At 69.3% G+C, this 20,602-nt stretch carries 21 protein-coding genes; 14 read left to right on the plus strand and 7 right to left on the minus strand.

The genetic code is table 11. The features are described 5' to 3' along the window. Window positions 1-60 precede the first annotated feature (60 nt). The 5 genes from WEF05_03970 (at window position 61) to WEF05_03990 (ending at window position 5,066) form a co-directional block, all read left to right on the plus strand. The gene (locus WEF05_03970; GenBank protein ID MEX1101053.1) at window positions 61-1,557 is read left to right on the plus strand and encodes a hypothetical protein; all 1,497 of its coding nucleotides are present in this window, start codon (window positions 61-63) and stop codon (window positions 1,555-1,557) included. A 51-nt stretch (window positions 1,558-1,608) separates the two neighbouring features. Next, window positions 1,609-1,938, plus strand: coding sequence for a Rieske 2Fe-2S domain-containing protein (locus WEF05_03975; GenBank protein ID MEX1101054.1), 330 nt, complete (start codon window positions 1,609-1,611; stop codon window positions 1,936-1,938). A 59-nt stretch (window positions 1,939-1,997) separates the two neighbouring features. Further along, window positions 1,998-3,416 carry a glucose-6-phosphate dehydrogenase gene (gene zwf, locus WEF05_03980; GenBank protein MEX1101055.1) on the plus strand — a complete coding sequence of 473 codons (1,419 nt, stop codon included), beginning with the start codon at window positions 1,998-2,000 and terminating at the stop codon, window positions 3,414-3,416. Between the two features lie 52 nt (window positions 3,417-3,468). After that, entirely contained in the window at window positions 3,469-4,200 is a 732-nt protein-coding gene (locus WEF05_03985; GenBank protein ID MEX1101056.1) for a hypothetical protein, read from the plus strand. Window positions 4,201-4,409: 209 nt separating this feature from the next. Continuing rightward, on the plus strand, window positions 4,410-5,066 hold the full coding sequence (locus WEF05_03990; GenBank protein ID MEX1101057.1) for a hypothetical protein: 657 nt from the start codon (window positions 4,410-4,412) through the stop codon (window positions 5,064-5,066). Between the two features lie 71 nt (window positions 5,067-5,137). On the opposite strand, the gene WEF05_03995 is transcribed toward WEF05_03990, so the two are convergent. Next, window positions 5,138-6,109, minus strand: coding sequence for a serine/threonine-protein kinase (locus WEF05_03995; GenBank protein ID MEX1101058.1), 972 nt, complete (start codon window positions 6,107-6,109; stop codon window positions 5,138-5,140). A 192-nt stretch (window positions 6,110-6,301) separates the two neighbouring features. Here WEF05_03995 and WEF05_04000 point away from each other — a divergent pair, with 192 nt between their 5' ends. Further along, window positions 6,302-7,684: a TrpB-like pyridoxal phosphate-dependent enzyme gene (locus WEF05_04000; GenBank protein ID MEX1101059.1), complete on the plus strand. Its 1,383-nt coding sequence runs from the start codon at window positions 6,302-6,304 to the stop codon at window positions 7,682-7,684. Here the strand turns inward: WEF05_04000 and WEF05_04005 are convergent. Both WEF05_04005 and WEF05_04010 read right to left on the minus strand, forming a co-directional pair. Then, entirely contained in the window at window positions 7,677-8,963 is a 1,287-nt protein-coding gene (locus WEF05_04005; protein MEX1101060.1) for an RNA polymerase sigma factor, read from the minus strand. The genes WEF05_04000 and WEF05_04005 overlap by 8 nt on opposite strands. Beyond that, window positions 8,953-9,309 carry a YciI family protein gene (locus WEF05_04010; protein MEX1101061.1) on the minus strand — a complete coding sequence of 119 codons (357 nt, stop codon included), beginning with the start codon at window positions 9,307-9,309 and terminating at the stop codon, window positions 8,953-8,955. The genes WEF05_04005 and WEF05_04010 overlap by 11 nt, the downstream gene beginning before the upstream one ends. Before the next feature lie 146 nt (window positions 9,310-9,455). Here WEF05_04010 and WEF05_04015 point away from each other — a divergent pair, with 146 nt between their 5' ends. Together WEF05_04015 and WEF05_04020 are read left to right on the plus strand one after the other, a co-directional pair. Then, window positions 9,456-10,622, plus strand: a complete 1,167-nt coding sequence (locus tag WEF05_04015; protein MEX1101062.1) for an acyl-CoA dehydrogenase family protein — start codon at window positions 9,456-9,458, stop codon at window positions 10,620-10,622. Between the two features lie 78 nt (window positions 10,623-10,700). Further along, window positions 10,701-10,895, plus strand: a complete 195-nt coding sequence (locus WEF05_04020; GenBank protein MEX1101063.1) for a hypothetical protein — start codon at window positions 10,701-10,703, stop codon at window positions 10,893-10,895. 25 nt (window positions 10,896-10,920) lie between these two features. On the opposite strand, the gene WEF05_04025 is transcribed toward WEF05_04020, so the two are convergent. Next, on the minus strand, window positions 10,921-11,304 hold the full coding sequence (locus WEF05_04025) for a CBS domain-containing protein (GenBank protein ID MEX1101064.1): 384 nt from the start codon (window positions 11,302-11,304) through the stop codon (window positions 10,921-10,923). Window positions 11,305-11,435: 131 nt separating this feature from the next. Here WEF05_04025 and WEF05_04030 point away from each other — a divergent pair, with 131 nt between their 5' ends. The 5 genes from WEF05_04030 (at window position 11,436) to WEF05_04050 (ending at window position 15,477) form a co-directional block, all read left to right on the plus strand. Beyond that, window positions 11,436-12,329 (plus strand): A/G-specific adenine glycosylase, encoded by an 894-nt coding sequence (locus WEF05_04030; protein ID MEX1101065.1) that lies wholly within the window; start codon window positions 11,436-11,438, stop codon window positions 12,327-12,329. A 66-nt stretch (window positions 12,330-12,395) separates the two neighbouring features. Beyond that, window positions 12,396-13,337 (plus strand): zinc ABC transporter substrate-binding protein, encoded by a 942-nt coding sequence (locus WEF05_04035; protein ID MEX1101066.1) that lies wholly within the window; start codon window positions 12,396-12,398, stop codon window positions 13,335-13,337. Continuing rightward, window positions 13,338-14,084: a metal ABC transporter ATP-binding protein gene (locus WEF05_04040; protein ID MEX1101067.1), complete on the plus strand. Its 747-nt coding sequence runs from the start codon at window positions 13,338-13,340 to the stop codon at window positions 14,082-14,084. Continuing rightward, window positions 14,084-15,025, plus strand: coding sequence for a metal ABC transporter permease (locus WEF05_04045; GenBank protein MEX1101068.1), 942 nt, complete (start codon window positions 14,084-14,086; stop codon window positions 15,023-15,025). The genes WEF05_04040 and WEF05_04045 overlap by 1 nt, the downstream gene beginning before the upstream one ends. 14 nt (window positions 15,026-15,039) lie before the next feature. Next, a complete protein-coding gene (locus tag WEF05_04050; GenBank protein MEX1101069.1) occupies window positions 15,040-15,477 on the plus strand; it encodes a Fur family transcriptional regulator in 438 nt (145 codons plus the stop codon). Between the two features lie 46 nt (window positions 15,478-15,523). Here WEF05_04050 and WEF05_04055 read toward each other — a convergent pair whose 3' ends face one another. The 3 genes from WEF05_04055 to WEF05_04065 are packed head-to-tail and all read right to left on the minus strand — an operon-like array spanning window position 15,524 to window position 18,659. Beyond that, window positions 15,524-16,273, minus strand: a complete 750-nt coding sequence (locus tag WEF05_04055) for a TIGR03943 family protein (GenBank protein ID MEX1101070.1) — start codon at window positions 16,271-16,273, stop codon at window positions 15,524-15,526. After that, window positions 16,270-17,304, minus strand: coding sequence for a permease (locus WEF05_04060; protein ID MEX1101071.1), 1,035 nt, complete (start codon window positions 17,302-17,304; stop codon window positions 16,270-16,272). Before WEF05_04060 ends, WEF05_04055 begins: the two co-directional genes overlap by 4 nt. Further along, on the minus strand, window positions 17,304-18,659 hold the full coding sequence (locus tag WEF05_04065; protein MEX1101072.1) for a hypothetical protein: 1,356 nt from the start codon (window positions 18,657-18,659) through the stop codon (window positions 17,304-17,306). The genes WEF05_04060 and WEF05_04065 overlap by 1 nt, the downstream gene beginning before the upstream one ends. A gap of 196 nt (window positions 18,660-18,855) precedes the next feature. Between WEF05_04065 and WEF05_04070 the strand changes: the two genes are divergently transcribed. Next, window positions 18,856-20,526, plus strand: a complete 1,671-nt coding sequence (locus tag WEF05_04070) for an alkaline phosphatase family protein (protein MEX1101073.1) — start codon at window positions 18,856-18,858, stop codon at window positions 20,524-20,526. The last annotated feature ends 76 nt before the right edge of the window (window positions 20,527-20,602 follow it).

The following is a 20,602-nucleotide window of genomic DNA, read 5'->3' on the forward strand; positions in this document are numbered from 1 at the left end:
CCTACTTCCAGTCCTACCCCGAGCCCGACTTCGACCGAACCACCTCCGAGCGCGTTGGGGGTGTCGTCCGACTTCGACGGTGACGGGTTCGCAGACCTCGCGACCGGAACGCCGAGGGAAGACATCGGCGGGATCCGGGACGTGGGCTCGGTCACGGTGCTCTACGGGACCGCGCAAGGACTGCGCGGTGCACGATCGCAGCTGTGGCACGAGGGATCCACCGGTGTCCCGGGGGACCCCTCGACCAGCGATCTGTTCGGGTTCGCACTGGCGGCGGGGGACATCGACGGGGATGGCTACGCCGACCTGGTGATCGGCTCGCCTTTCGAGGCCGTCGGGACGAAGACGAACGCGGGAGCCATCGTGGTGCTGTACGGCACGGACGAGGGCCTCGGCGCATCCGGCGCGCAACGCTTCACCCAGGACACCGCGGGCTTACCCGATGTCGTCGAGAAGGGCGATCAGTTCGGCTACTCGGTGGCCGCGGGCGATCTCGGCGGAGACGGGTTCGTCGACATCGGGTTCGGAGTGCATCGCGAAGACCTGCCCGGCGAATCGGGCACCGAGCGAGCGAATGCCGGAGCGGTGCAGGTCCTGTACGGAAGCGCGGAAGGAGTGGCGACCTCGGGAGGCCGGCTCATCTCACAGGCCACCGCGGGGATCCCGGACGACGCAGAGCGGGGAGACGCGTTCGGTTCGGCGATCGTCGCCGCCGACTTCGACGGCGACGGCTCCGACGACCTCGCGGTCGGCGGCGCGGACGAGGACGTGACCGGGGCGAGGGATGCAGGCATCGCGATCGTGATCCCCGGAGGAAGCGGCGGGATCGATCCGTCGGCGGCGATCGCCGTTCATCAAGCGAGAGCCGGGGTCGCGGACGAACCTGAGAACGGCGATCTGCTGGGATGGGCTCTGGCCGCGGGAGATCTGGACGGCGACGGGCGAGACGACCTCGCGGCGGGCGTGCACGGTGAGACGATCTCCGGCCGTTCGAGCGCGGGCGCGGTGCACGTGATCCCCGGGAGCGCCGACGGGATCCGCCCGGGATGGTCCGTCCTGTGGCACCAGGATGTCGCGAACGTCGCCGGGACCGCGGGGACGGCGGACGCGTTCGGCAAGGCCCTCGCCTCCGGGGACCTGAACGACGACGGGCATGACGATCTCGCGATCGGCGCGCGGTACGACGAGGAGGGAGGCGCACTCGGCGCGGGTGTCGTCCACGTGCTCTTCGGCTCCGCAACCGGACTGACGCCCGCGGCCTCCCAGCTATGGACGCAGACCGCGACCGGGGTGGGTGAGACCGGTGAGGAGAAGGACCACTTCGGCAGCATCCTTGCGATCGCCCACGTCCGGGGAGGTGTTCTCCCCGCACTGGTGATCGGGACCCACTTCGAGTCTCTCGGGGGGGCCACGTACGCGGGGGTGTTCCACGTCCTCGCCGGAGGCACGGGAGGGCCGACCGCGTCGGGCGCGCAGCTGTGGAGCCAGGACTCGACCGACGTGCCCGAGCAGGCGGACGCCAACGATTTCTTCCCCTTCTCGCTCGCCGGTCACTGACGACGTCGCCCGGGTCCGTGCCATGCGCGCTCGACGGGTAGCCTTGCGCGCATGGAGTTCGTCCGCGTCGGCGCCCTCGCGGAGATCCCCGACGGGGAGCTTCGCGCCTACGAGCTTCCCTTCGGGCGGGTGGCGGTCGCGCACCTCGGCCACCGGCTCTACGCGGTCGGCGATACCTGCACACATGCCGGGTGCCCCGTGTCAGAAGGCTCGCTGTCCGACACGGAGTCTGCGGTCGTCTGCTCGTGCCACCGGAGTGTGTTCGATCTCGCGACCGGCGAGCCGATCGACGGACCGGCGACCGATCCGCTCGCGATCTATCCGGTGCGGACCGATGACGGCTGGGTCGAGGTCGCCACCGAGGCCGGGACGGATCCGTGAGCCGCACGGCGGAGAGCACGACGTCCGGCGTGGTCCACGCGGCCGAAGAGGAACGTCCCATGCCGCAGGTGATCGTGATCTTCGGCGCGTCCGGTGACCTCACGCGCCGGAAGCTGCTTCCCGCCTTCTACAACCTGTATCTCGACGGGCGGATGCCCGAAGGGTTCGCGATCGTCGGGTACTCGCGGAGCGAGCTCTCGGACGACGACTTCCGCCGGATCGCCCGCGACGCCGTGGCCGAACACACGTCCCACACACCCGATGGGCAGGTCTGGGCGAGCTTCGCCGATCGGCTTGCCTACGTTCCGGGGGAGTTCTCCCAACCGGGGGGGATGAACCACATCTCCGAAGCGCTCGCGCAGATCGATCTGCGGGAGGGAACCCTGGGCAACCGGTTCTACTACGCGGCGACACCACCGGCCGCGTATCCGGACATCGTCCGCCGGATCGGAGAAGCGGGTGAGGCCGACGGCGCGAAGGTCGTCTTCGAAAAGCCCTTCGGTCACGACCTCGAATCTTCCCGTCGGCTGAACGATGTGACCTCCGAGGTGTTCGACGAGTCTCAGGTGTTCCGGATCGATCACTATCTCGGGAAGGAGACGGTGCAGAACATCCTCGCGTTCCGCTTCGGGAACGGGTTGTTCGAGCCGGTGTGGAACCGTCGCTACCTCGACCACGTGCAGATCACCGTCGCGGAATCGATCGGGGTCGGGACGCGGGCCGAGTTCTACGAACAGACGGGGGCGATCCGCGACATGGTGTCGACGCACCTGTTCCAGATGATGACGTTCCTCGCGATGGAGCCGCCCGCCTCGTTCGACCCCGATCGGCTGCGCGACGAAACCGTGAAGGTGCTTCGCTCGGCCAAGCTCTGCGATCCCGACTGTGCGATGCGGGGCCAGTACCGCGGGTACCGGGACGAGTCGGGGGTCGCCGATGACTCGGTGGTCGAGACCTATGCAGCGGTGAAGGTGGAGATCGACAACTGGCGTTGGGCCGACGTGCCGTTCTATCTGCGGACCGGGAAGAACCTTGGGAGCAAGGTCAGCGAGGTCACGCTGAAGTTCCGGAAGGTGCCGTTCAACCTGTTCGAGGACGTCGGTGTGGAGCACCCCCGACGCGACCACCTCACGTTCAGGATCCAGCCCGACGAGGGGATCACGCTCGCGGTGAACGCGAAGAAGCCCGGTCCCGGGCTCGAGTTGGGGCGTGTGCGGATGGACTTCGACTACGCGGATGAGTTCGGGGGCGGGATCTCCGACGCGTACGAGCTCCTGTTGCTCGAGGCGTTGGAGGGTGATCACACGCTGTTCCTGCGCCAAGACGGGGTGGAGCGTGCGTGGGAGATCCTCGAACCCGTCCTGCGACACCCTGGACCGGTCGCCCCGTACGAGCCCGGGACCTGGGGGCCACCGGAGGCCGACGCGCTGATCGCGCCGCGCAAGTGGCATATCTCCGGCCTCCCACCGCAGGGATAGCCCCGCCGCCCCGGTCGTTGTGGCGAGCGGCGGACCGGGGTAGGTTCCGACGATGGACGACGACCTGACACCTTCCACGTCAGCGCCCGAGAACCACGACGCCCGACCTCCCGTTCGCCACGGCCGGGGGCCTCTGATCGTCGGGATCGTCGTGGCAGTGGTCGCGCTGGCGGCGATCGCAGGATCAGCGGTCGCACGAGGCGTCGATCCATCGCTGCCGAAGACGTTCCAGGCGACCGATGCGGTGCCGTACTCCTTCCGCTACCCGCAGGAGTGGACGGCCGAGGACGCCGGCGCCGGACTGGTTATCGCCTCGCCGGTCTCCGACATCGCACAACTCACGCCCGAGGCTCTCGCGGAGATGCTGCGCTCCGTCCCCGAAGAGATCGTCGTGTTCCAGGTGTTCGGCGTCGTGCCGAACGAGACGTTGCCCAACGTCAACGACCTGCAGGGCGAGCTCGAGATCGGATCGGACGAGGCGGTCGAGGTCGACGGTCGCGACGGCCGAAGGATCGTGGTCGGCGGCAAGGTGTTCCGAGCGGGAGATCAGGGGCCCGACAATCACGGTTCACTCACGCTGTGGACCGTCGAGCTCGACGCGAGTCGCTCCGCGCTGTTCTTCTTCACCGCGACCGAACAGGCGGAGGATCAGAAGCTGTTCGACGACATCGTCGACACGATCGACTTCGACACGCCGCAGATGGAGGCCACGCTCGCCCAGCCGCCGGCGCCCGCCGGCATCCCGAGTCCTCCGCCGGCGAGCGCTCCGAGCCCCGCCGGCTGAGACGGATCGCCTCCGTTCGCCGGTGTTCGGCGTTTCGCTCGCCCCGTGTCCACCCTAAGCCGCCGTAGTCACAAGGGATCAGTGGCCGGGGGACGTGCGTGTCGGCCGATCGGCCGGATCCGTGCTGCAGTTCCGACCCCTCGGATGCCGATACCCCCTCCAGACACTAGGGAGGGCCGGACCGTGAGCCGGCACCCAGGGGGTGACAGATGGAGCACCGACCGACCGTACTGGCCAGAGGGCTGGCAGCCGAAGGCATCGACCAGCGTCGACGCACCTCGATCATCGTTTTCGGCGTCGCGCTGTTGTCGGTCCTCGCGCTGGGCTTGTGGCGTACCGCGCCCGCGTACGCGGAGGGGACGGCCGACGCGGCCGTCGACAAGCTCTCCGAGAACGCGGTGAAGAAGGGCATCGACGACGATGACGACGATGGCGATCATCTCGTCAGCGATCGCGACGGCAAGCACACGAAGGGCACGAGAGGAACGACGCGAGGCACTCGCAAGGGAACGAGGGACACCCGCGGTCAGAAGGACACGCGCAACTCTCACGGCGGGAAGGGCACCGGCAAGGGTGGGGGAACCGGCAAGGCAACGGGCAAGACGGGTCCGGGTACCGGTCCCACCGGCAAGACGGGAAGAACCGGCCCCGGCTCAGGCAAGGGAACGGGAATGACCGGTGGAACCGGCAAGGGGACGGGCAAGGCAACGGGGAAGACCGGCCCGGGAACCGGGTTCACGGGCAAGACCGGCAAGACGGGTCCCGGAACGGGCAAGGGGACGGGCACGGCCAAGACGTGCACGGACGGCACCGGCGCCACCGGGAAGACCGGAAACACCGTCGTCACCAGTTGGACGGGCGTCTAGCCGGACACGGACCAAGGACCGTACCCCGGGGTCGCGAGGCCTCGGGGTTCGGCGTTCTCGGGCGAGGTCGGTCAGTGAAGGCTCGGCCTGGCGCGACCGAGCACCCGGCCTTTCGTGAGGTTGCCGAGCAGCGGTTCGAGCCGAACCGCGATCTCCGCCGGCGTCGGGCGGCGCTCCGGGTCGAACTCGAGACAGTCCAGGATCGTCTCCTCGAGGTCCGGAGGGGTTCCGGTGGGGAGCTCGTACGGATCCGCGTGCAGCTGCGGCCATCGTTGTCGCGGGTCGTCCTCGTCATGGTCCTCGGCCTGTGGGAACGGAACGTGGCCGGCCACGGCATGGAACAAGGTCGCGCCGAGGCCCCAGACGTCGGCCGCCGGACCGATCCGGCCCAGGGAGGGGTCGCACTGCTCGGGCGCCATGTACGCGTCGGTGCCGATCGCGGACGTGATCCGCTGGGCCGGCTCGATCCCGCGGGCGACCGAGAAGTCGATCAGCCGTGGGGGAACGCCGAGGATCACGTTGCGCGGTTTCACATCGAGATGGACGATCTCGACCGCTCGCAAGTACGCGAGTGCGCTCGAGAGCTGGAACCCGAGCGGCAGCACCTGGTCGAGCTCGAGGGGACCGAAGCGGCGGATCGTCGACGCGAGGGTCGGCCCCTCGAGGTGCTCCAGCACCAGATGGGGCCGGGGTCCGTCCGGGACCACATCGAACCCGCGGACGATCACCGGGTGCGCCAGTCGATCGAGCACGGCGGCCTCCCGCGCGAGGTTCCGGAGCGTGTGGTCGTCCTCGACGAGGTGGGGACGGACGATCTTGGCGACGACGAGCGCGTACCGCTCGTCGTCCCAGGCGAGGTAGGCCTCGAAGTCGTAGCCGCCGCCGAGCGATTCGAGCGCGATACGCCCCGGGACGATCTCGTCGCCCTCGGCCAGCCCCCAGGCCTCGGAGGGCGGTGGCGCCGGATCCACGGTCCCGTCAGGAACCACCTCCGACAGGGGCAACCGCGGTTCGGCTTCGGCGTTCGATCCGGACATGGCCATCGCGCGCGCTCCTTGGTGGCCGCGTGTCGCGGCCCGCTGGGTCTCCATCGGCATGGGCCCTGGCGGGGTGAAGGGCTTCCCGCTGGCGCGCTCGCCGGCGACCCGATACGCTCGGCGCCCGTTCATCCGCACCGGCCGGCGGAACGCGCAGCGCTCGCCGCCCACCGGGTCAGAGCACAGGAGGATCCTCGAATGAGCGAGGTGCGTACCCGGTTCGATCTCGGTCCCGACGCCATCCCGCCGGCCTGGTTCAACATCATGCCTGCGCTCGCGAGCGTCGCCGAGCCGTTGCCGCCCCTGAACCCCGGTACCGGTGAGCCGATCGGACCGGAGGCGCTCGCACCGCTGTTCCCGGAGTCGCTGATCATGCAGGAGGTGTCGACGGACGAGTGGATCGACATCCCCGGCGAGGTGATCGACGTCCTGCGCCTATGGCGTCCGGCCCCGCTGTTCCGGGCGACGCGGCTCGAGGAGGCCCTCGACACGCCGGCGCGGATCTACTTCAAGTACGAGGGTGGTTCCCCCGCCGGCTCGCACAAGCCGAACACCGCCGTCCCACAGGCCTTTTACAACAAGCAAGCGGGTATCAAGAAGATCGCGACCGAGACCGGAGCGGGGCAGTGGGGTTCCGCGCTGGCATTCGCGACATCGATCTTCGATCTCGAGTGCCTCGTCTTCATGGTGAAAGCGAGCTACGAGCAGAAGCCCTATCGGCGCAGCTTCATCGAGCTCTACGGAGGAAGGGTCCTTCCCTCGCCCACCGAAACGACGGAGGCAGGACGGAGGATCCTGGCCGAGCACCCCGACTCGACCGGCTCGCTCGGCATCGCGATCTCCGAGGCGGTCGAGGTCGCCGCGACGAACGAGGACACGAACTATGCGCTCGGCAGCGTCTTGAATCACGTGCTGCTGCACCAGACCGTGATGGGGCTCGAGGCCCAGAAGCAGATGGAGATGGCGGGAGAGCGCCCCGACGTGATCGTCGGTTGCGTCGGCGGTGGGTCGAACTACGCCGGTCTGGCCTATCCGTTCATGGCCGATCGGTTGCGGGGCAAGTCCGACACGCGGTTCGTGGCGACCGAGCCGACCGCCTGCCCGACCCTGACCAAGGGCGCGTTCGCCTACGACTTCGGCGACACCGCGCAGATGACGCCTCTGCTGCCGATGTACACGCTGGGACACGACTTCGTCCCGGCACCGGTGCACTCGGGCGGACTGCGGTATCACGGCGACGCGCCGAGCCTGTCGGCGCTCGTGCACAGCGGAAACATGGAGGCGAAGGCCTACTCGCAGAACGAGATCTTCGAGGCCGCGATCCTGTTCGCGAAGACGCAGGGGATCGTTCCCGCGCCGGAACCCAGCCACGCGATCAAGGGCGCGATCGACGAGGCGGTGGCCGCGCGTGATGCCGGTCAGGAGCGAGTGATCCTGTTCAACCTGTGTGGACACGGCCACTTCGACATGGCCGCCTACGACGACTACCTCGCCGGCCGGCTCCCCGAGATCGAGTTCGATCCGGCGGAAGAGGCGGAGGCGCTCGCGCACCTGCCCACGAACGTCCCTTCGATCAGCTAGCGGACCCCGGCGGGAGATCGGAGCGGGTGAGCGACCGCATCCGTTCGTCGAGGAAGCGACGCTCGGTGTCGTTCGTGACGAGTTCGAGTGCACGACGGTAGGCGTCGGCCGCTTCCTGGGTCCTCTCGAGGCGGCGCAACAGGTCGGCATGCGCCGAATGGAAGAGGTAGTAGTCGTCGAGGTCGCCGGAGACTTCGAGCGCGCCGAGCAGGGCCAGGCCCGCAGCCGGTCCGTCCGCCATCGCGACGGCGACCGCGCGGTTCAGCTCCACGACCGACGAGGGAGCGATCCGCGCGAGCTCGTCGTAGAGGGTCGCGATCTGCGGCCAGTCCGTGTCCTCGGGACGCGGCGCTTCGGCGTGGCACGCGGCGATCGCGGCTTGGAGTTGATACGGACCGACCGACCCTCTCGGCAGCGCATCGCGCACGAGCGCCAGTCCCTCGTCGATCGCGTCGTGATCCCATCGGGCGCGATCCTGATCTTCGAGCAGGATCATCGACCCATCCGGTCCGGTGCGTGCGGCGTGACGAGAGTGCTGCAGCAGCATCAGCGCGAGCAGGCCGCGTGCTTCCGGCCCGTCCGGCATCAGGGTGCAGAGCACCCGCGCGAGACGGATCGACTCGGCGCACAGTTCGTCACGGATCAGAGGGCCGCTCGTCGTCGCGTAGCCCTCGTTGAAGATCAGGTACAGCACCGCGAGAACCCCCGGCACGCGCTCGGCGAGGAGCTCCGACGGTGGCACGCGGTAGGGGATCCCCGCGTCGCGGATCTTCCGCTTCGCGCGGACCAGCCGCTGGGCCATCGTCGCCTGGGGCACGAGGAACGCGCGCGCGATCTGATCGGTCGACAGGCCGCCGAGGGTGCGCAGCGTGAGTGCGACGCTCGCATCGGCCGCAAGTGCCGGATGGCAGCAGGTGAACAGCAGGCGCAAGCGGTCGTCGGGCAGGTGGGTCACGTCGTCATCGCTCCCCAGGTCGCGCAGCGCATCGAGTTGCGCCGCCGCTTCGAGCTTCTGGCGGCCGACCCGCTCACGGCGGAGACGATCGACCGCGCGGTTGCGAGCCGTCGCGGTGATCCACGCCCCGGGGTTGTCGGGCACGCCTTCGTGGGTCCATCGATCGAGCGCTACCGCGAAGGCTTCCTGGACCGACTCCTCGGCCAGGTCGAAATCGCCCGTGACACGGACGAGGGTCGCGACCGCCCGCCCCGCCTCATCGCGGAACGTGCGGTCGACGACCGCTCGAGCGTCGGTGGAGGTGGGTACCGTCCTACCCCTGATCGAAGACCAAGACCGGCCGGACCTCGACGGTGCCGTACAGCGCGCCAGGCAAGCGTTCGGCCGCCTCGATCGCCTGGTCGAGGTTGTCGCACTCGATCACGTAGTACCCACCGAGCTGCTCCTTGGTTTCAGCGAACGGCCCGTCGGTGGTCGAGGTCTTCCGGTCGCGCACCCGCACGGAGGTGGCCTCGGTCGTGCGTGTCAGCGGCTCGCCCGAACGCATCCATCCCTTGTCGTTCAGCCACTTCCCGTAGGCCTCGTAGGCGCTCATCCCCTCGGCCTGTTCCTCGGGCGTCAGTGCGTCCCATCCGGCCTCGTCGGCGTAGATCAACAGCATGTATTGCATCGGGTGCTCCCCTCGCTCTGGGCCCAACGGGCCGGTGGACGACGCCTCCGAGGACGCCTTCACCCTACCGACGAACGGATCAGACCGATATCGACACCCGCGTGAAGGAACTTCGTGCCTTCGACGACCGGCTAGGCTTGGGCCCGATGAGCGGAGCGATCGACCCCCTCGACCTTCTCGACCTCGATGGATCGCTGACCGACGAGGAGCGGGCACTACGCGACCGCGTGCGTGGATTCGTCCGCGACCGGGTCCTCCCCGACATCGAGGGGTGGTTCGAGCGAGGGGAGTTCCCGCTGGCGATCGCCAAGGAGTTCGGCGCGCTCGGGGTTCTCGGGATGCATCTGGAGGGGTACGGCTGCGCCGGCCGCAGCGCGACCGAGTACGGCATCGCATGCCGCGAGATCGAAGCCGGCGACAGCGGCCTGCGCAGCTTCATGAGCGTGCAGGGTTCCCTGTCGATGTTCCCGATCCACCGCTTCGGGTCCGATGAGCAGAAACAGCAGTGGTTGCCGACGATGGCGACCGGCGAAGCGATCGGGTGCTTCGCCCTGACCGAACCGGGCGCCGGGAGCGATCCCTCGGCCATATCCACCTCGGCACGGCGGGACGGATCCGACTGGATCCTCGCCGGCCACAAGAAGTGGACCACGAACGGCACGGTGTCCGACGTCGCGATCGTGTGGGCGCGTACCGACGACGGGATCCAGGGCTTCCTCGTGCCGAGCGGTGCTCCCGGCATGCGGTTCGAGCCGCTTTCGGCCTGGTCGCTGCGCGCCGCCGCGCGATCGGAGTTGTTCCTGGACGACGTGCGCCTGCCAGCCGACGCCGTGCTCCCGGGGGCGGTGGGACTCAAGACGGCCCTGCAGTGCCTCACCGAAGCCCGGTTCGGCATCGCATGGGGTGCGATCGGCGCGGCCCGCGCCTGTTACGAGGCGGCGCTGTCGTGGACGACCGAACGGGTGCAGTTCGGCAAGCCGGTGGCCGCATTCCAGCTCGTGCAGGCCAAGCTCGTCGAGATGTCCCTGGAGATCGAGAAGGGGATGCTGCTCGCCATGCATCTCGGCCGGATGATGGACGAGGGTCGCGCGCTTCCCGAACACGTGAGCTTCGCCAAACTCAACAACGCCCGTGCGTCGCTCCGGGTCGCGCGCGAGGCGCGGGCTCTGCTCGGGGCGAACGGCATCACCCTGGACTTCCCGGTGATCCGCCACATGAACAACCTCGAGTCCGTGGTGACGTACGAAGGTACCGAGGAGATCCACACCCTCATCGTCGGAGCGGCGCTGACCGGGCTGCGCGCGTTCGACTAGCGCCGGCTCGGGTCGCTCGCCTGTATCCCGGCTAGCCTGTGATCTTCGAGATCGATGCAAGACGACAGGAGGTCGACGGTGGCGGGCGAACGGGAGTGGATGGCGTTCGAGAAGGCGGTCGAGATCACCGTGTCCGCGGTGCGGGGCGCGATGACCGGGCAGGATGGTCAGGATCCCCGCTTCGCCGCCGACGTGTTCCGGGAGATCCACACCGCGATGAAGGAAGTCGTCGACACGCTCCCGCAGCGTGGGAAGACGGGCTTCGGCGGCTGACCCCGGGCGTTCGCGTCCGGGCGACTCAGGTCGGGTGGTCGCTGCTCGTATAGCGACCGAGGTCTCGCAGCGACACGACCCCGAGCAGCGTGCCGCCGTCGAGCACCGGGAGGTGGCGGAACCCCTTTGACAGCATCAGGTCGAGTGCGTCCTCCACGGCAGCGTCCGCGGCCACGGTCACGGGCTCGTCGGTCATCCAGTTCTGCACGAGGTGGCCCGCGGCGTCGAAATGCTCGGACAGGGCGCGGACGATATCCCGCTCGGTGAAGATCCCGACCAGACGTTCCCCGTGCAGGACGAGCACCGATCCGACGGCATGCGATCCCATCACGGTGGCGGCCTCGGCGACGCTGGCCGAGGGGGGGACGCTCACGATCGAGTCGCTCATCGCATCACGGACGGACGGCATCGCGCCTCCTCGTCGGTGGTCGTTCCGAGAGCCTACCCCGGAGGGGTCTCCGGGGGAAACGGTTCCCCCTCGGTCCTGTCGCCGCTGCGCGCGTCTCGCTCGAGGTCCCGCTTCCCGGTAGCGTGCCGCGGATGGCGGTCGCGATCGAACCGATCCAGCTGAACGAGCCCCTGTTGGCGTGGTACGCGCCCCGGCGGAGGACGTTCCCGTGGCGCCGTTCCCACCCCGACCCGTACCACGTTCTCGTCTCCGAGGTGATGCTGCAGCAGACCCAGGTCGCCCGCGTCGTGCCGGCGTTCGTCGCGTTCATCGAACGCTTCCCCACCGTCGCCTCGCTCGCGGCGGCGCCGCGCGCCGCGATCCTTCGCCGTTGGGAGGGGCTCGGGTACAACCGCCGGGCCGTCGCGCTGTCCGAGGCCGCCCGGATGTTGATCCGCGAGCACGACGGTGAGGTGCCCGACGATCTCGTCGCGTTGCGCCGTCTCCCGGGCGTCGGTCCGTACACCGCGAACGCGATCGCCTCGCTCGCGTTCGGTCGAGCCGTGGCGGCCCTGGACGTGAACGTCGCGCGGGTCGTCGCGCGGGTACGTCTCGGCCGTGAGGCGCACGACGGACCGATCGAAGAGGTCGAGGAGGCCGCGGCCGGCTGGATCGACCGCGAGGCCCCGGGAGCCTGGAACCAAGCCCTGATGGACCTCGGTCGCGAGCTCTGTCGGCCCGTGCCCCGGTGCGGGGGGTGCCCGCTGGCGGGGGGATGCGGTTTCCTCCGGGCCGGTGCACGACCGACCCGGCGTCCTCGCTCCCAGGGTCCGTTCGAGGGGTCGGACCGCCAGGTGCGGGGCGCGGTCGTCGAGGAGCTGCGTCATAGATCGTCCGCGACCATCGGCACCCTCGCCCTGGTGACCGGGCACGACGAGGACCGGATCGCCTCCGCCGTTACCGCGCTGGACCGCGAAGGCCTCGTTCGCGCGGGACCCGCGGCGCTCCGAGGCCGCGCGTCCGGGAGGGTGCGGCTCGCCGGCTGAGTGCCGGTTCGGTTCGGTCGTACACGACTATTTGACGTCGATCCGCGGCTCCGGTAATGTCCAAGTATGAGAATCGTTATCATTCTTGGCATCGGATTGGGTCTCGCCGGCGCCGCGTGCGGGGACCGCGGACCGGCCGCCGGGTCGGACGGCGCGGCGGAGGATCCGCTCACCGTCGTGGCGAGCTTCTATCCCCTAGCCGAGGCGGCCGAACGGGTCGTCGGTTCCTCCGTGGCGGTCACCAACCTCACCCCTCCGGGCGTCGAACCGCACGACCTCGAGCTCTCGCCCGACCAGGTGGAGCTGATCGCGACGGCCGATCTCGTCCTCTACGCCGGCGAGGGTTTCCAGCCCGCGGTGGAAGAGGCCGTGGTGACGATCGCGGAGGGCACCACGGTGGACGTGCTCGACGGCCTTCCACTGATCCAGGGTCTCGGTGGCGACCACACGCACGATGAGGGGGAGGAACCGGCCGAGGAGGGGGTTGACCCGCACGTCTGGCTGGATCCGAGCCTCCTGGGCGACATCGTCTCGACGATCGAGGGGTCGCTCGCCGAGCTCTCACCCGACCGGGCCTCGAACTTCTCCGACAACGCCGAGGCGTTCGATGCCGAGCTCGCCGCCTTGGACGAAGAGTTCCGGACCGGTCTCGCGACGTGCGAACGACGGCTGCTGGTGACCTCGCACGCCGCGTTCGGCTATCTGGCCCGCGCCTACGATCTCGAGCAGGAAGCGATCTCCGGACTGTCGCCGGAGGCGGAGCCGAGCGCGCAGGAGCTTGCCGACATCACCGACGAGATCCGTGCCGACGGCGTAACGACGGTGTTCACCGAGACGCTCGTGTCGGCCGCGCTCGCCGAGACCCTCGCGAGCGAGGCCGACGTGGCCACCGCGATCCTGAACCCGCTCGAGGGGCTGAGCCAGGAACAGGCCGACGCCGGTGCGGACTACCTGTCGGTGATGCGGGAGAACCTCGACGTGATGCGAACGGGGCTAGGCTGCAGGTAGATGGCGCCGATCCTCACCGCGGAGCACGTCGGGTTCGCATACGGCGCGACCTCTGTCCTCGACGACGTCTCGGTCGCGATCGAGCCCGGCCAGTTCGTCGCCCTCGTCGGGCCGAACGGGTCGGGGAAGTCGACGCTGCTGCGCATCCTCCTCGGTCTCCAACGGCCCGATCGCGGGAACGTTCGCCTGTTCGACCGTGATCCCGCAGCCCTCGAGGAGCGGTGGCGGATCGGCTACGTGCCCCAGCGACCGTCGCTCGAGTCCGAGCTGCCCGTCACCGTCGAGGAGCTCGTTGCCGCGGGGCGTCTGAGCCGGCGTGGATGGTGGCGGCGGTTCGGCGCACCCGATCGCGATGCGGTCGAGCACGCCGTCGAGTCGGTGGCGCTCGGTGAGCTTCGAACGCGTCCGATCAAGGAACTGTCGGGTGGGCAGCGTCAACGGACGTTCATCGCGCGCGCGTTCGCTTCCGATCCCGAGCTGCTCGTGCTCGACGAGCCGATCGCCGGCGTCGACGCGGAGTCCCAGCGACGGTTCCGGGGATCGATCGCCCACCTCCGGGAGCAGCACGGGTCCGCCGTCCTCCTCGTCTCGCACGAGCTCTCGGCGGTCGCCGACGATGTCGACCGCGTGATCGTGCTGAAGGGCCGCGTGCTCTTCGATGGGCCGCCGGAACGCCTGATCGCCGAGGGTGTCTCCCTCGGCGTGCACCGCGAGGACCTCCCGCTCTGGCTCGAGGGGCTGCGTTGATGGCGCTCGGACCGCTGGCGCTCTTGCCGTATCCGTTCGACGCCACGTTCATGGAGCGCGCGCTCGTCGCCGGCCTCGTCGTGGGCGTGTTCGCGCCGATCATCGGCACGTTCCTCGTGCAGAAGCGGATGGCCTTGATCGGGGACGGGATCGGGCACTTGGCCTTCGCGGGCGTGGGCGCCGGCTTGCTCGTCGGCGTCTGGCCCCTGTGGGGAGCGCTCGTGCTAGCGGTCGGCGGGGCGATCGCCGTCGAACGGATGCGCGCGCGGAGGAAGGCGTCCGGTGACCTGGCCCTCGCGTGGATCTTCTACACGGGGATCGCGCTCGGCGTCGTTCTCGTCGGCCTGGCGGGATCGCTCAACGCGAACCTGTTCTCGTACCTGTTCGGGCAGGTCCTGCTCGTGACGGGATCCGAGCTGGCGCTGATCGTTCCCCTCGGGATCGTCGTGACCGTCGTCGTCCTGGTCCTGCGCCGTCCACTGCTCGCGGTCGTGACCGACGAGGACTGGGCCCGCGTGGCGGGCCTGCCCGTCGATCTGCTGAACATGATGCTCGCGGTGCTGACCGCCGTGGCGATCGTCACAGCGATGCGTGTCGTCGGCATCCTGCTCGTCGCCGCGCTGATGGTGCTGCCGGTGGCGAGCGGCCAGCTGCTCGCCCGTTCGTTCCGTGGAACGATGGCGTGGTCGGTGGGGATCGGCATCGCATCGGTCGTCGGGGGCCTGGCGATCTCGAGACTGTGGGGGTTCGCTCCCGGAGGGACGATCGTCTTGCTCGCCTCCGCCGTGTTCGCCGTCGTCGCGTTGACGACATCGCGCCGGCCGGACCGTGCGATCAGGGCGATCGGACTCCGGGTGGACGAACCTGCGCCGCAGCACGGATCGGGACACGACTCCGATGTCTCGGGAGCCCCTGTTCTCGGCGATTCTCAGTCTGACTGATACACTCCCCCGCCATGGCAGCCAGCGACCTCCACACGATCGTCGGCGCGCGCCTCCGGACTGCGGGTCAGCGGTACACGAGCAAGCGTCGTGTGCTGGTGGAGATCCTCGAGCGCGCTCGTCAGCCGGTGTCGATCCCCGACATCCTGCGTTCGCGCAGGGGATTGGCGCAGAGTTCGGTGTACCGGAACCTCGCGGCGCTCGAGCAGGCGCACGTCCTGCGCCGAGTCGTCACGGGCGAGGACTTCGCGCGCTTCGAGCTGTCCGAGGATCTGACCGAGCACCATCACCACCTCGTATGCTCGAACTGCGGCACCGTGCAGGACGTCACGATCCCCCAGCGCCTCGAGCGCAGCATGGAACGCGCGCTCGATGAGATCGCCGAGGGAACCGGGTTCACCGCGGTGAGCCATCGGCTCGACCTGATCGGCACCTGCAAGGCCTGCGCCTGACACGCGTTCGCCCGCCGGACACGACCGTCGGTGTCGGGCGACGGGTCTACGGGGAGAGGTACGCGGGGTTCGGTTCGGTCGCCGCGGTGATCGACGACTGGTCGACGATCACCTCACGGCCGAGCGGGTAGATCGTTCCGTCGACGGTGACCCACTCGTCGATCTCCCACGTGCCGGGAGGAACGTTGACGACGCGAACGGAGGCGACCGTTGCGTCCGCCACGCAGCACGAGACGATGAACCGGGTGAGGAGGAACTCGTCCGCGGGCGTACCGGGCTCCCTGTCGACGAACCCGACGAACGAGACCTGTTCACCTGCTCGCTTCGCGAGCGCCTGCTGACCCTCCTTCGAGGTCTGCGCGCCCGCGACGTCGAGCAGCGTGAGTGCTCCCTCGCCGATCTCGCTCGCCGACGCGGTGTAACCGGCGGCGGCCGCATCGCCCCGTCGCCCGGCCGCGAACGAGGTCAGCGTGGACGGCGGCAGTACGAGCGTCACCAAGACCGGGACGAGGAGCAGCCCGAGCATCCATGCCTGCCGCCGACCGAGCGGGGTGGGGTCGCGCTCCCGGGCCGTGAGCAGTCGCCCGACGGCAGCGACCGTCAACAGCACCGCGCCAACCGGAACCACCCACTCGGTGCGGCTCGACAGGTATTGCGACGAGCGGCCGCTGACGAGCAAGAACCAGAACGTGCCGGCCCACAGGGTCAGCACGATCCCCGTCGCCACCCGGTACGCGCTCCAGGTCGCATCGGAGGCCGAACGGGGCCGCACACCGTCGCCCGTCGTGGCGTTCATCCGATCAGCACCTGGAGCCAGAGACAGGCGACGAGCACCATCGCGCCGGTCACGATCACGACCATACGCGCGAAGCCACGATTGAAGATCCCCATGTAGAGCGCCACGAGCTTCATGTCCACCATCGGCCCGAACACGAGGAACGCGAGCTGGGACGAGGGACCGAACTGGACGAACGAGGCGGCGACGAACGCATCCGATTCCGAACACAGCGAGAGCAGGAACGCCAACCCCATCATCGCCAAGATCCCGAGCACCGGCGCGTCGGCGACCCCGTTCACGATCGACTGCGGCACGAACGTCTGCACCGCCGCCGCCAAGGCAGCGCCGACGACGAGGAACTTCGCCATGAACAGGAAGTCACCGCCCAGGTGGCCGAAGAAACGCGGCCACCGAGCCTCGACCGGTCGCTCATCGGCTTCTTCGACAGCTTCGTGCGCCGCCAGCGGTCGCAGCAGCTCGTCCTTCGAGCGCGATCCGACGACCCAGCCCGCCACGATCGCCACGAGGATCCCGAGCGCCGCGCGGCCGAGCACCATCGTCCACACGACGCTCCGTCCTTGGTAGGCGAAGAACGTGGACGCGAGCACGACGGGGTTCACGATCGGCGCGGCGAGCATGAAGGTCACCGCGGCGGCGGGGGACAGCCCCTTCATCGCCAGGCGACGCGCGACGGGCACCGATCCGCATTCGCACACGGGGAACGCGACCCCGCCCAGAGCCGCCGCCGGGAGCTGCATCGGCTTCGGGAGGCGCGCGAGCCGCTCGAAGGTCGACACCGGCACGAACACCTCGATCGTCGCCGACACGAGCGCTCCGAGGAGCACGAAGGGGAGTGCCTCGATCAGCAGTCCGCTGAACACGAGGAAGAAGTTCTGCAGCCACGCGACCGAGTCGGGATCGGTGATCCGCAGCAGGACCGCTCCGACAGCGAGCGTCACGAGGACAGGAACCGCCGCCCGCCACGGGTGGGAGCGTTCGGGAGGGATCGGCAGGGGAGCGTGCGGCGGCGTCCGGACCGTCTGCGCCATCAGCAGAACCTCCCGAACTGGACGGCGAACCCGCCGAACGCGTCGGCGAGCAGTGCCGTCCCGTCCGGCTGACGTGATCCGAGCATCGCCTGGACCGCCGTGCCCGAGCCCACGCCGGCGGCGACCAGCGCCTCCTGGTCGAGGAACAGACCGCCCGGTTGCGACCACTCCACGGCAGCGGCCTCGCCCGGCACGGCGTCGTCCGCGGCGCGGATGAGCTGGTCGACCGGGATCGTCGCCCTGCCTCGCACCGGACCGGTGGCGGAACCGGTTCCTACGACGCTCACCAAGAGCCGATCGCCGCTCGCGGCGCGGGCCCGTTCCACGATCCCTCGCAGTTGGTCATCCATCGCCGGGATCGAGTCTCGCACGACGGCCCCAAGCACGTCAGGGGTCGCGTCGCCGCCGAAGCCGTCTGCGAGCAGACGCCCGGTCGCCGTCTCCGTCTCCCCGGGACGCGCGAGGGTGACCTCGTCGCGGTCGCCGACGGCGTACCAGTCGCGACCGACCAACCCGAGATCGGCGGGGTCATCGGCGACGAGGCCGATGCGGGCGGATCCGGCGAAGGGACCGTCGTACTCGAGATCGTCGGCGAACGTCGCGATCACGCTCAGGGGTGCCTCGGCGCTCCATGCGCGGGCGAGCGCGCCGCCGCGGTCGTCGTTGCGGAGCCAGGTACCGGTGATCCCATGATCGGCGGGCGTCGCCCCCGTGCCGATCGTCGTGAGCGTGGCTGCCGGGTCCAGCGGCAAAGATCCCGCATCGCCCTCCAGCGTTCCCGACCCCTCGCGCAGCAGCGAGCGCAGGAACGGCCACGCCCGCGGCTGAGCCTCGAGCTCGGCCGACCCGATCCCCTTCAACGCCACGACGAGGACGAGCCGGGCTCGTTCGGTCGAGGTGACCGCGATCGGTTCGCCCGGATGCACGCCCGGGAACGCCCAATCGGAACCGAGCGCCTCCAGCAGCGTCGGGGCCACCGCGTCCAACCCGGCACCGTCGGGGATCGGAGCGTTGGGATGCACTCCCGTTCCCGCGAACACGATCGGGACGCGGCCCGACGGTGGGTCGTTGGCCGACGGCCACGCGGGGTCCACCCCTCGCTGGCCGCCGCCGTCCCACCCCCAGAGCACCGGCTCGCCGGGAACCGTCAGCACGTCCGGGGACCGTTGCTCCCGGTACCCCGCGGCGAGGTCTTCGCGCAACGGGGCCGGGAGCGAACAGAAGGGGACCTCGGAGGAGGCCGCCGCCGGTTCGTCGCAGCTGCTGCCGATACACGCGATGTCGAGCGCGATCGCCGGCAGGGCGACGACCGCGAGCACGGTGAGCAGGGGGACCAGCCGAGTTCGGTACGTCACTCCGACCACGCTACCGCCCCGGCCCGGGGACGAGGACCGCGCTCTGGTGCACGCCCGTGAGGAATCTGTGCTGAACGGCGAACGTGCCTGCCGGCGGCGGCGAAGGGTCTGATAGGTTGCGATTCTCCTCCCGCGATCCCCTGGTCAACCGTTGGAAAGGCCGTCTCGACGTGCGAAAGGCAACCTGCTCCTCCCGATGAAACACCGTGCCCGCCTCGCTGCCGCCGTCGCGACCCTGTCCCTCGCTGCCGCCGTGCTCGTCGCCGCGCTCCCGGGATCGCAGGCGGCCGGACAGTCGGCGACATCCCAGCGTCGGGTCGAGGAGGCCGCCTGCGACGTCCCGCACCAGTACCTGTTGCGAACGTGGCGCGGATGGCGCCCCGATAGGGGTCCGGAGATCGCGATGATCCCGATCTACCCGAACTACGTGGGTGCCGGTCTGCCGCACGTCGGTCCGTGGCCCTACGTGCAGGAGGTTCCGATCCTCTGGTACGGCCCGGGACATGTCCCCCCGACCGGTGAGGTCAAGCGCCCGGTCACCGTCGCGGGCATCGCTCCCACGATGGCCGAGATGCTCGACCAGCCGTTCCAGGCGATCGACGGCCAGCCACTTCGCGAGGCGCTCGGCCGAAAGGGGGAGCGCGCAGATCCGCCGAAGCTCGTGGTGACGATGATCTGGGACGCGGCGGGCAACAACGTTTTGAAGGAACATGCCGGCGCCTACCCCTACCTCGAGTCGCTGAAGGACGCGGGCGTCTGGTACTCGAACGCCACGGTCGGGTCGAACCCCACCTCGACCGCGCAGATCCACACGACGATCGGCACGGGCGCGTTCCCGCGCAATAGCGGACTCGTCGGTCACCGGCTGCGGATCGGCGAGGAGATCACGACGCCGTGGTCGCAGGGTCCCGCCTTCATCAACGTTCCGACGTTCGCGGACATCTACGATCGGGCGAACGGCAACGAACCGGTCGTCGGGCTGATGGGAACGGTCTCGATCCACGCCGGCTTGATCGGACACGGGTCGATGTGGGGTGGCGGCGACAAGGACATCGTGATGCTGCGCCAGGCCGTCGACGGCGACACGATCGGCGAAGAGACGTTCCAATGGAACCTGCCGGGGTCGCTGCAGGCGTACTTCGAGTTCCCCGAGTACGCGAACGCCGTCCCCGGCTTCGAGGCCGACGTCGACGAGATGGACCGTGCCGACGGCAAGCTCGACGGGAACTGGCGGAACAACGAGATCGCGCCCCTCCTGGACGGGTTCGACACGCCCGCGCGCCCGATCTATCAGGAGCGGGTGCTCGAAGAGCTGATCGAACGCGAGGGCTTCGGGCAGGACGACGTCACCGACCTCTTGTTCGTGAACCACAAGATCATCGACTACATCAGCCACGTGTGGACGATGAACAGCCCCGAGATGAACGATGCGGTCAAGGCCGAGGATCGAGCCCTCGAGACGCTCGTGACCTTCCTCAACGAGCACGTCGGGAAGGACGAATGGGTGCTTGCGCTCACCTCGGACCACGGATCGATCCCCGACCCGAAGATCTCGGGTGCCTTCCAGATCTCGACGACGCCGATCGCGGCGGGGATCAACATCGAGTTCGATACCGATGGGGACGAGAACTACATCGTCGAACTCGTCCAGCCGGTCGGGATCTTCATCGACGAAGAGGAACTCCGTCAGAACGGCCACACCCTCGCGGAGGTTGCCGAGTACGTGATGGATCTCACGAAGGCCGACGTCGCGGCGGAGGGTGTGAACGTCCCGGCGGGTCAGGCGGACGATCGGGTGTTCGAGGCCGCCTTCCCGATGGAGTCGATGACCGACGTCCCGTGCCTGCCGGAAGCGCGTCGCGGCTGAGCCGCCGCGGGTCGAGCCTCGTGGCGGCGCTGGTGCTCCTCGTCGCTGGATCGGCCGCGTGCACCGCCTCGGGATC

The sequence above is a fragment of the Actinomycetota bacterium genome (genome assembly GCA_040881665.1).
Lineage (GTDB): Bacteria > Actinomycetota > UBA4738 > UBA4738 > HRBIN12 > JBBDWR01.

What these genes read in the sequence shown, in the direction of transcription:
- WEF05_03975 (MEX1101054.1), top strand. Translation starts at nt 1,609, where the DNA reads ATGGAGTTCGTCCGCGTCGGCGCCCTCGCGGAGATCCCCGACGGGGAG.
- zwf (MEX1101055.1), top strand. Translation starts at nt 1,998, where the DNA reads ATGCCGCAGGTGATCGTGATCTTCGGCGCGTCCGGTGACCTCACGCGC.
- WEF05_03985 (MEX1101056.1), top strand. Translation starts at nt 3,469, where the DNA reads ATGGACGACGACCTGACACCTTCCACGTCAGCGCCCGAGAACCACGAC.
- WEF05_03990 (MEX1101057.1), top strand. Translation starts at nt 4,410, where the DNA reads ATGGAGCACCGACCGACCGTACTGGCCAGAGGGCTGGCAGCCGAAGGC.
- WEF05_03995 (MEX1101058.1), bottom strand. Translation starts at nt 6,109, where the DNA reads ATGGCCATGTCCGGATCGAACGCCGAAGCCGAACCGCGGTTGCCCCTG.
- WEF05_04000 (MEX1101059.1), top strand. Translation starts at nt 6,302, where the DNA reads ATGAGCGAGGTGCGTACCCGGTTCGATCTCGGTCCCGACGCCATCCCG.
- WEF05_04010 (MEX1101061.1), bottom strand. Translation starts at nt 9,309, where the DNA reads ATGCAATACATGCTGTTGATCTACGCCGACGAGGCCGGATGGGACGCA.
- WEF05_04015 (MEX1101062.1), top strand. Translation starts at nt 9,456, where the DNA reads ATGAGCGGAGCGATCGACCCCCTCGACCTTCTCGACCTCGATGGATCG.
- WEF05_04025 (MEX1101064.1), bottom strand. Translation starts at nt 11,304, where the DNA reads ATGCCGTCCGTCCGTGATGCGATGAGCGACTCGATCGTGAGCGTCCCC.
- WEF05_04030 (MEX1101065.1), top strand. Translation starts at nt 11,436, where the DNA reads ATGGCGGTCGCGATCGAACCGATCCAGCTGAACGAGCCCCTGTTGGCG.
- WEF05_04035 (MEX1101066.1), top strand. Translation starts at nt 12,396, where the DNA reads ATGAGAATCGTTATCATTCTTGGCATCGGATTGGGTCTCGCCGGCGCC.
- WEF05_04040 (MEX1101067.1), top strand. Translation starts at nt 13,338, where the DNA reads ATGGCGCCGATCCTCACCGCGGAGCACGTCGGGTTCGCATACGGCGCG.
- WEF05_04045 (MEX1101068.1), top strand. Translation starts at nt 14,084, where the DNA reads ATGGCGCTCGGACCGCTGGCGCTCTTGCCGTATCCGTTCGACGCCACG.
- WEF05_04050 (MEX1101069.1), top strand. Translation starts at nt 15,040, where the DNA reads ATGGCAGCCAGCGACCTCCACACGATCGTCGGCGCGCGCCTCCGGACT.
- WEF05_04055 (MEX1101070.1), bottom strand. Translation starts at nt 16,273, where the DNA reads ATGAACGCCACGACGGGCGACGGTGTGCGGCCCCGTTCGGCCTCCGAT.
- WEF05_04060 (MEX1101071.1), bottom strand. Translation starts at nt 17,304, where the DNA reads ATGGCGCAGACGGTCCGGACGCCGCCGCACGCTCCCCTGCCGATCCCT.
- WEF05_04070 (MEX1101073.1), top strand. Translation starts at nt 18,856, where the DNA reads ATGAAACACCGTGCCCGCCTCGCTGCCGCCGTCGCGACCCTGTCCCTC.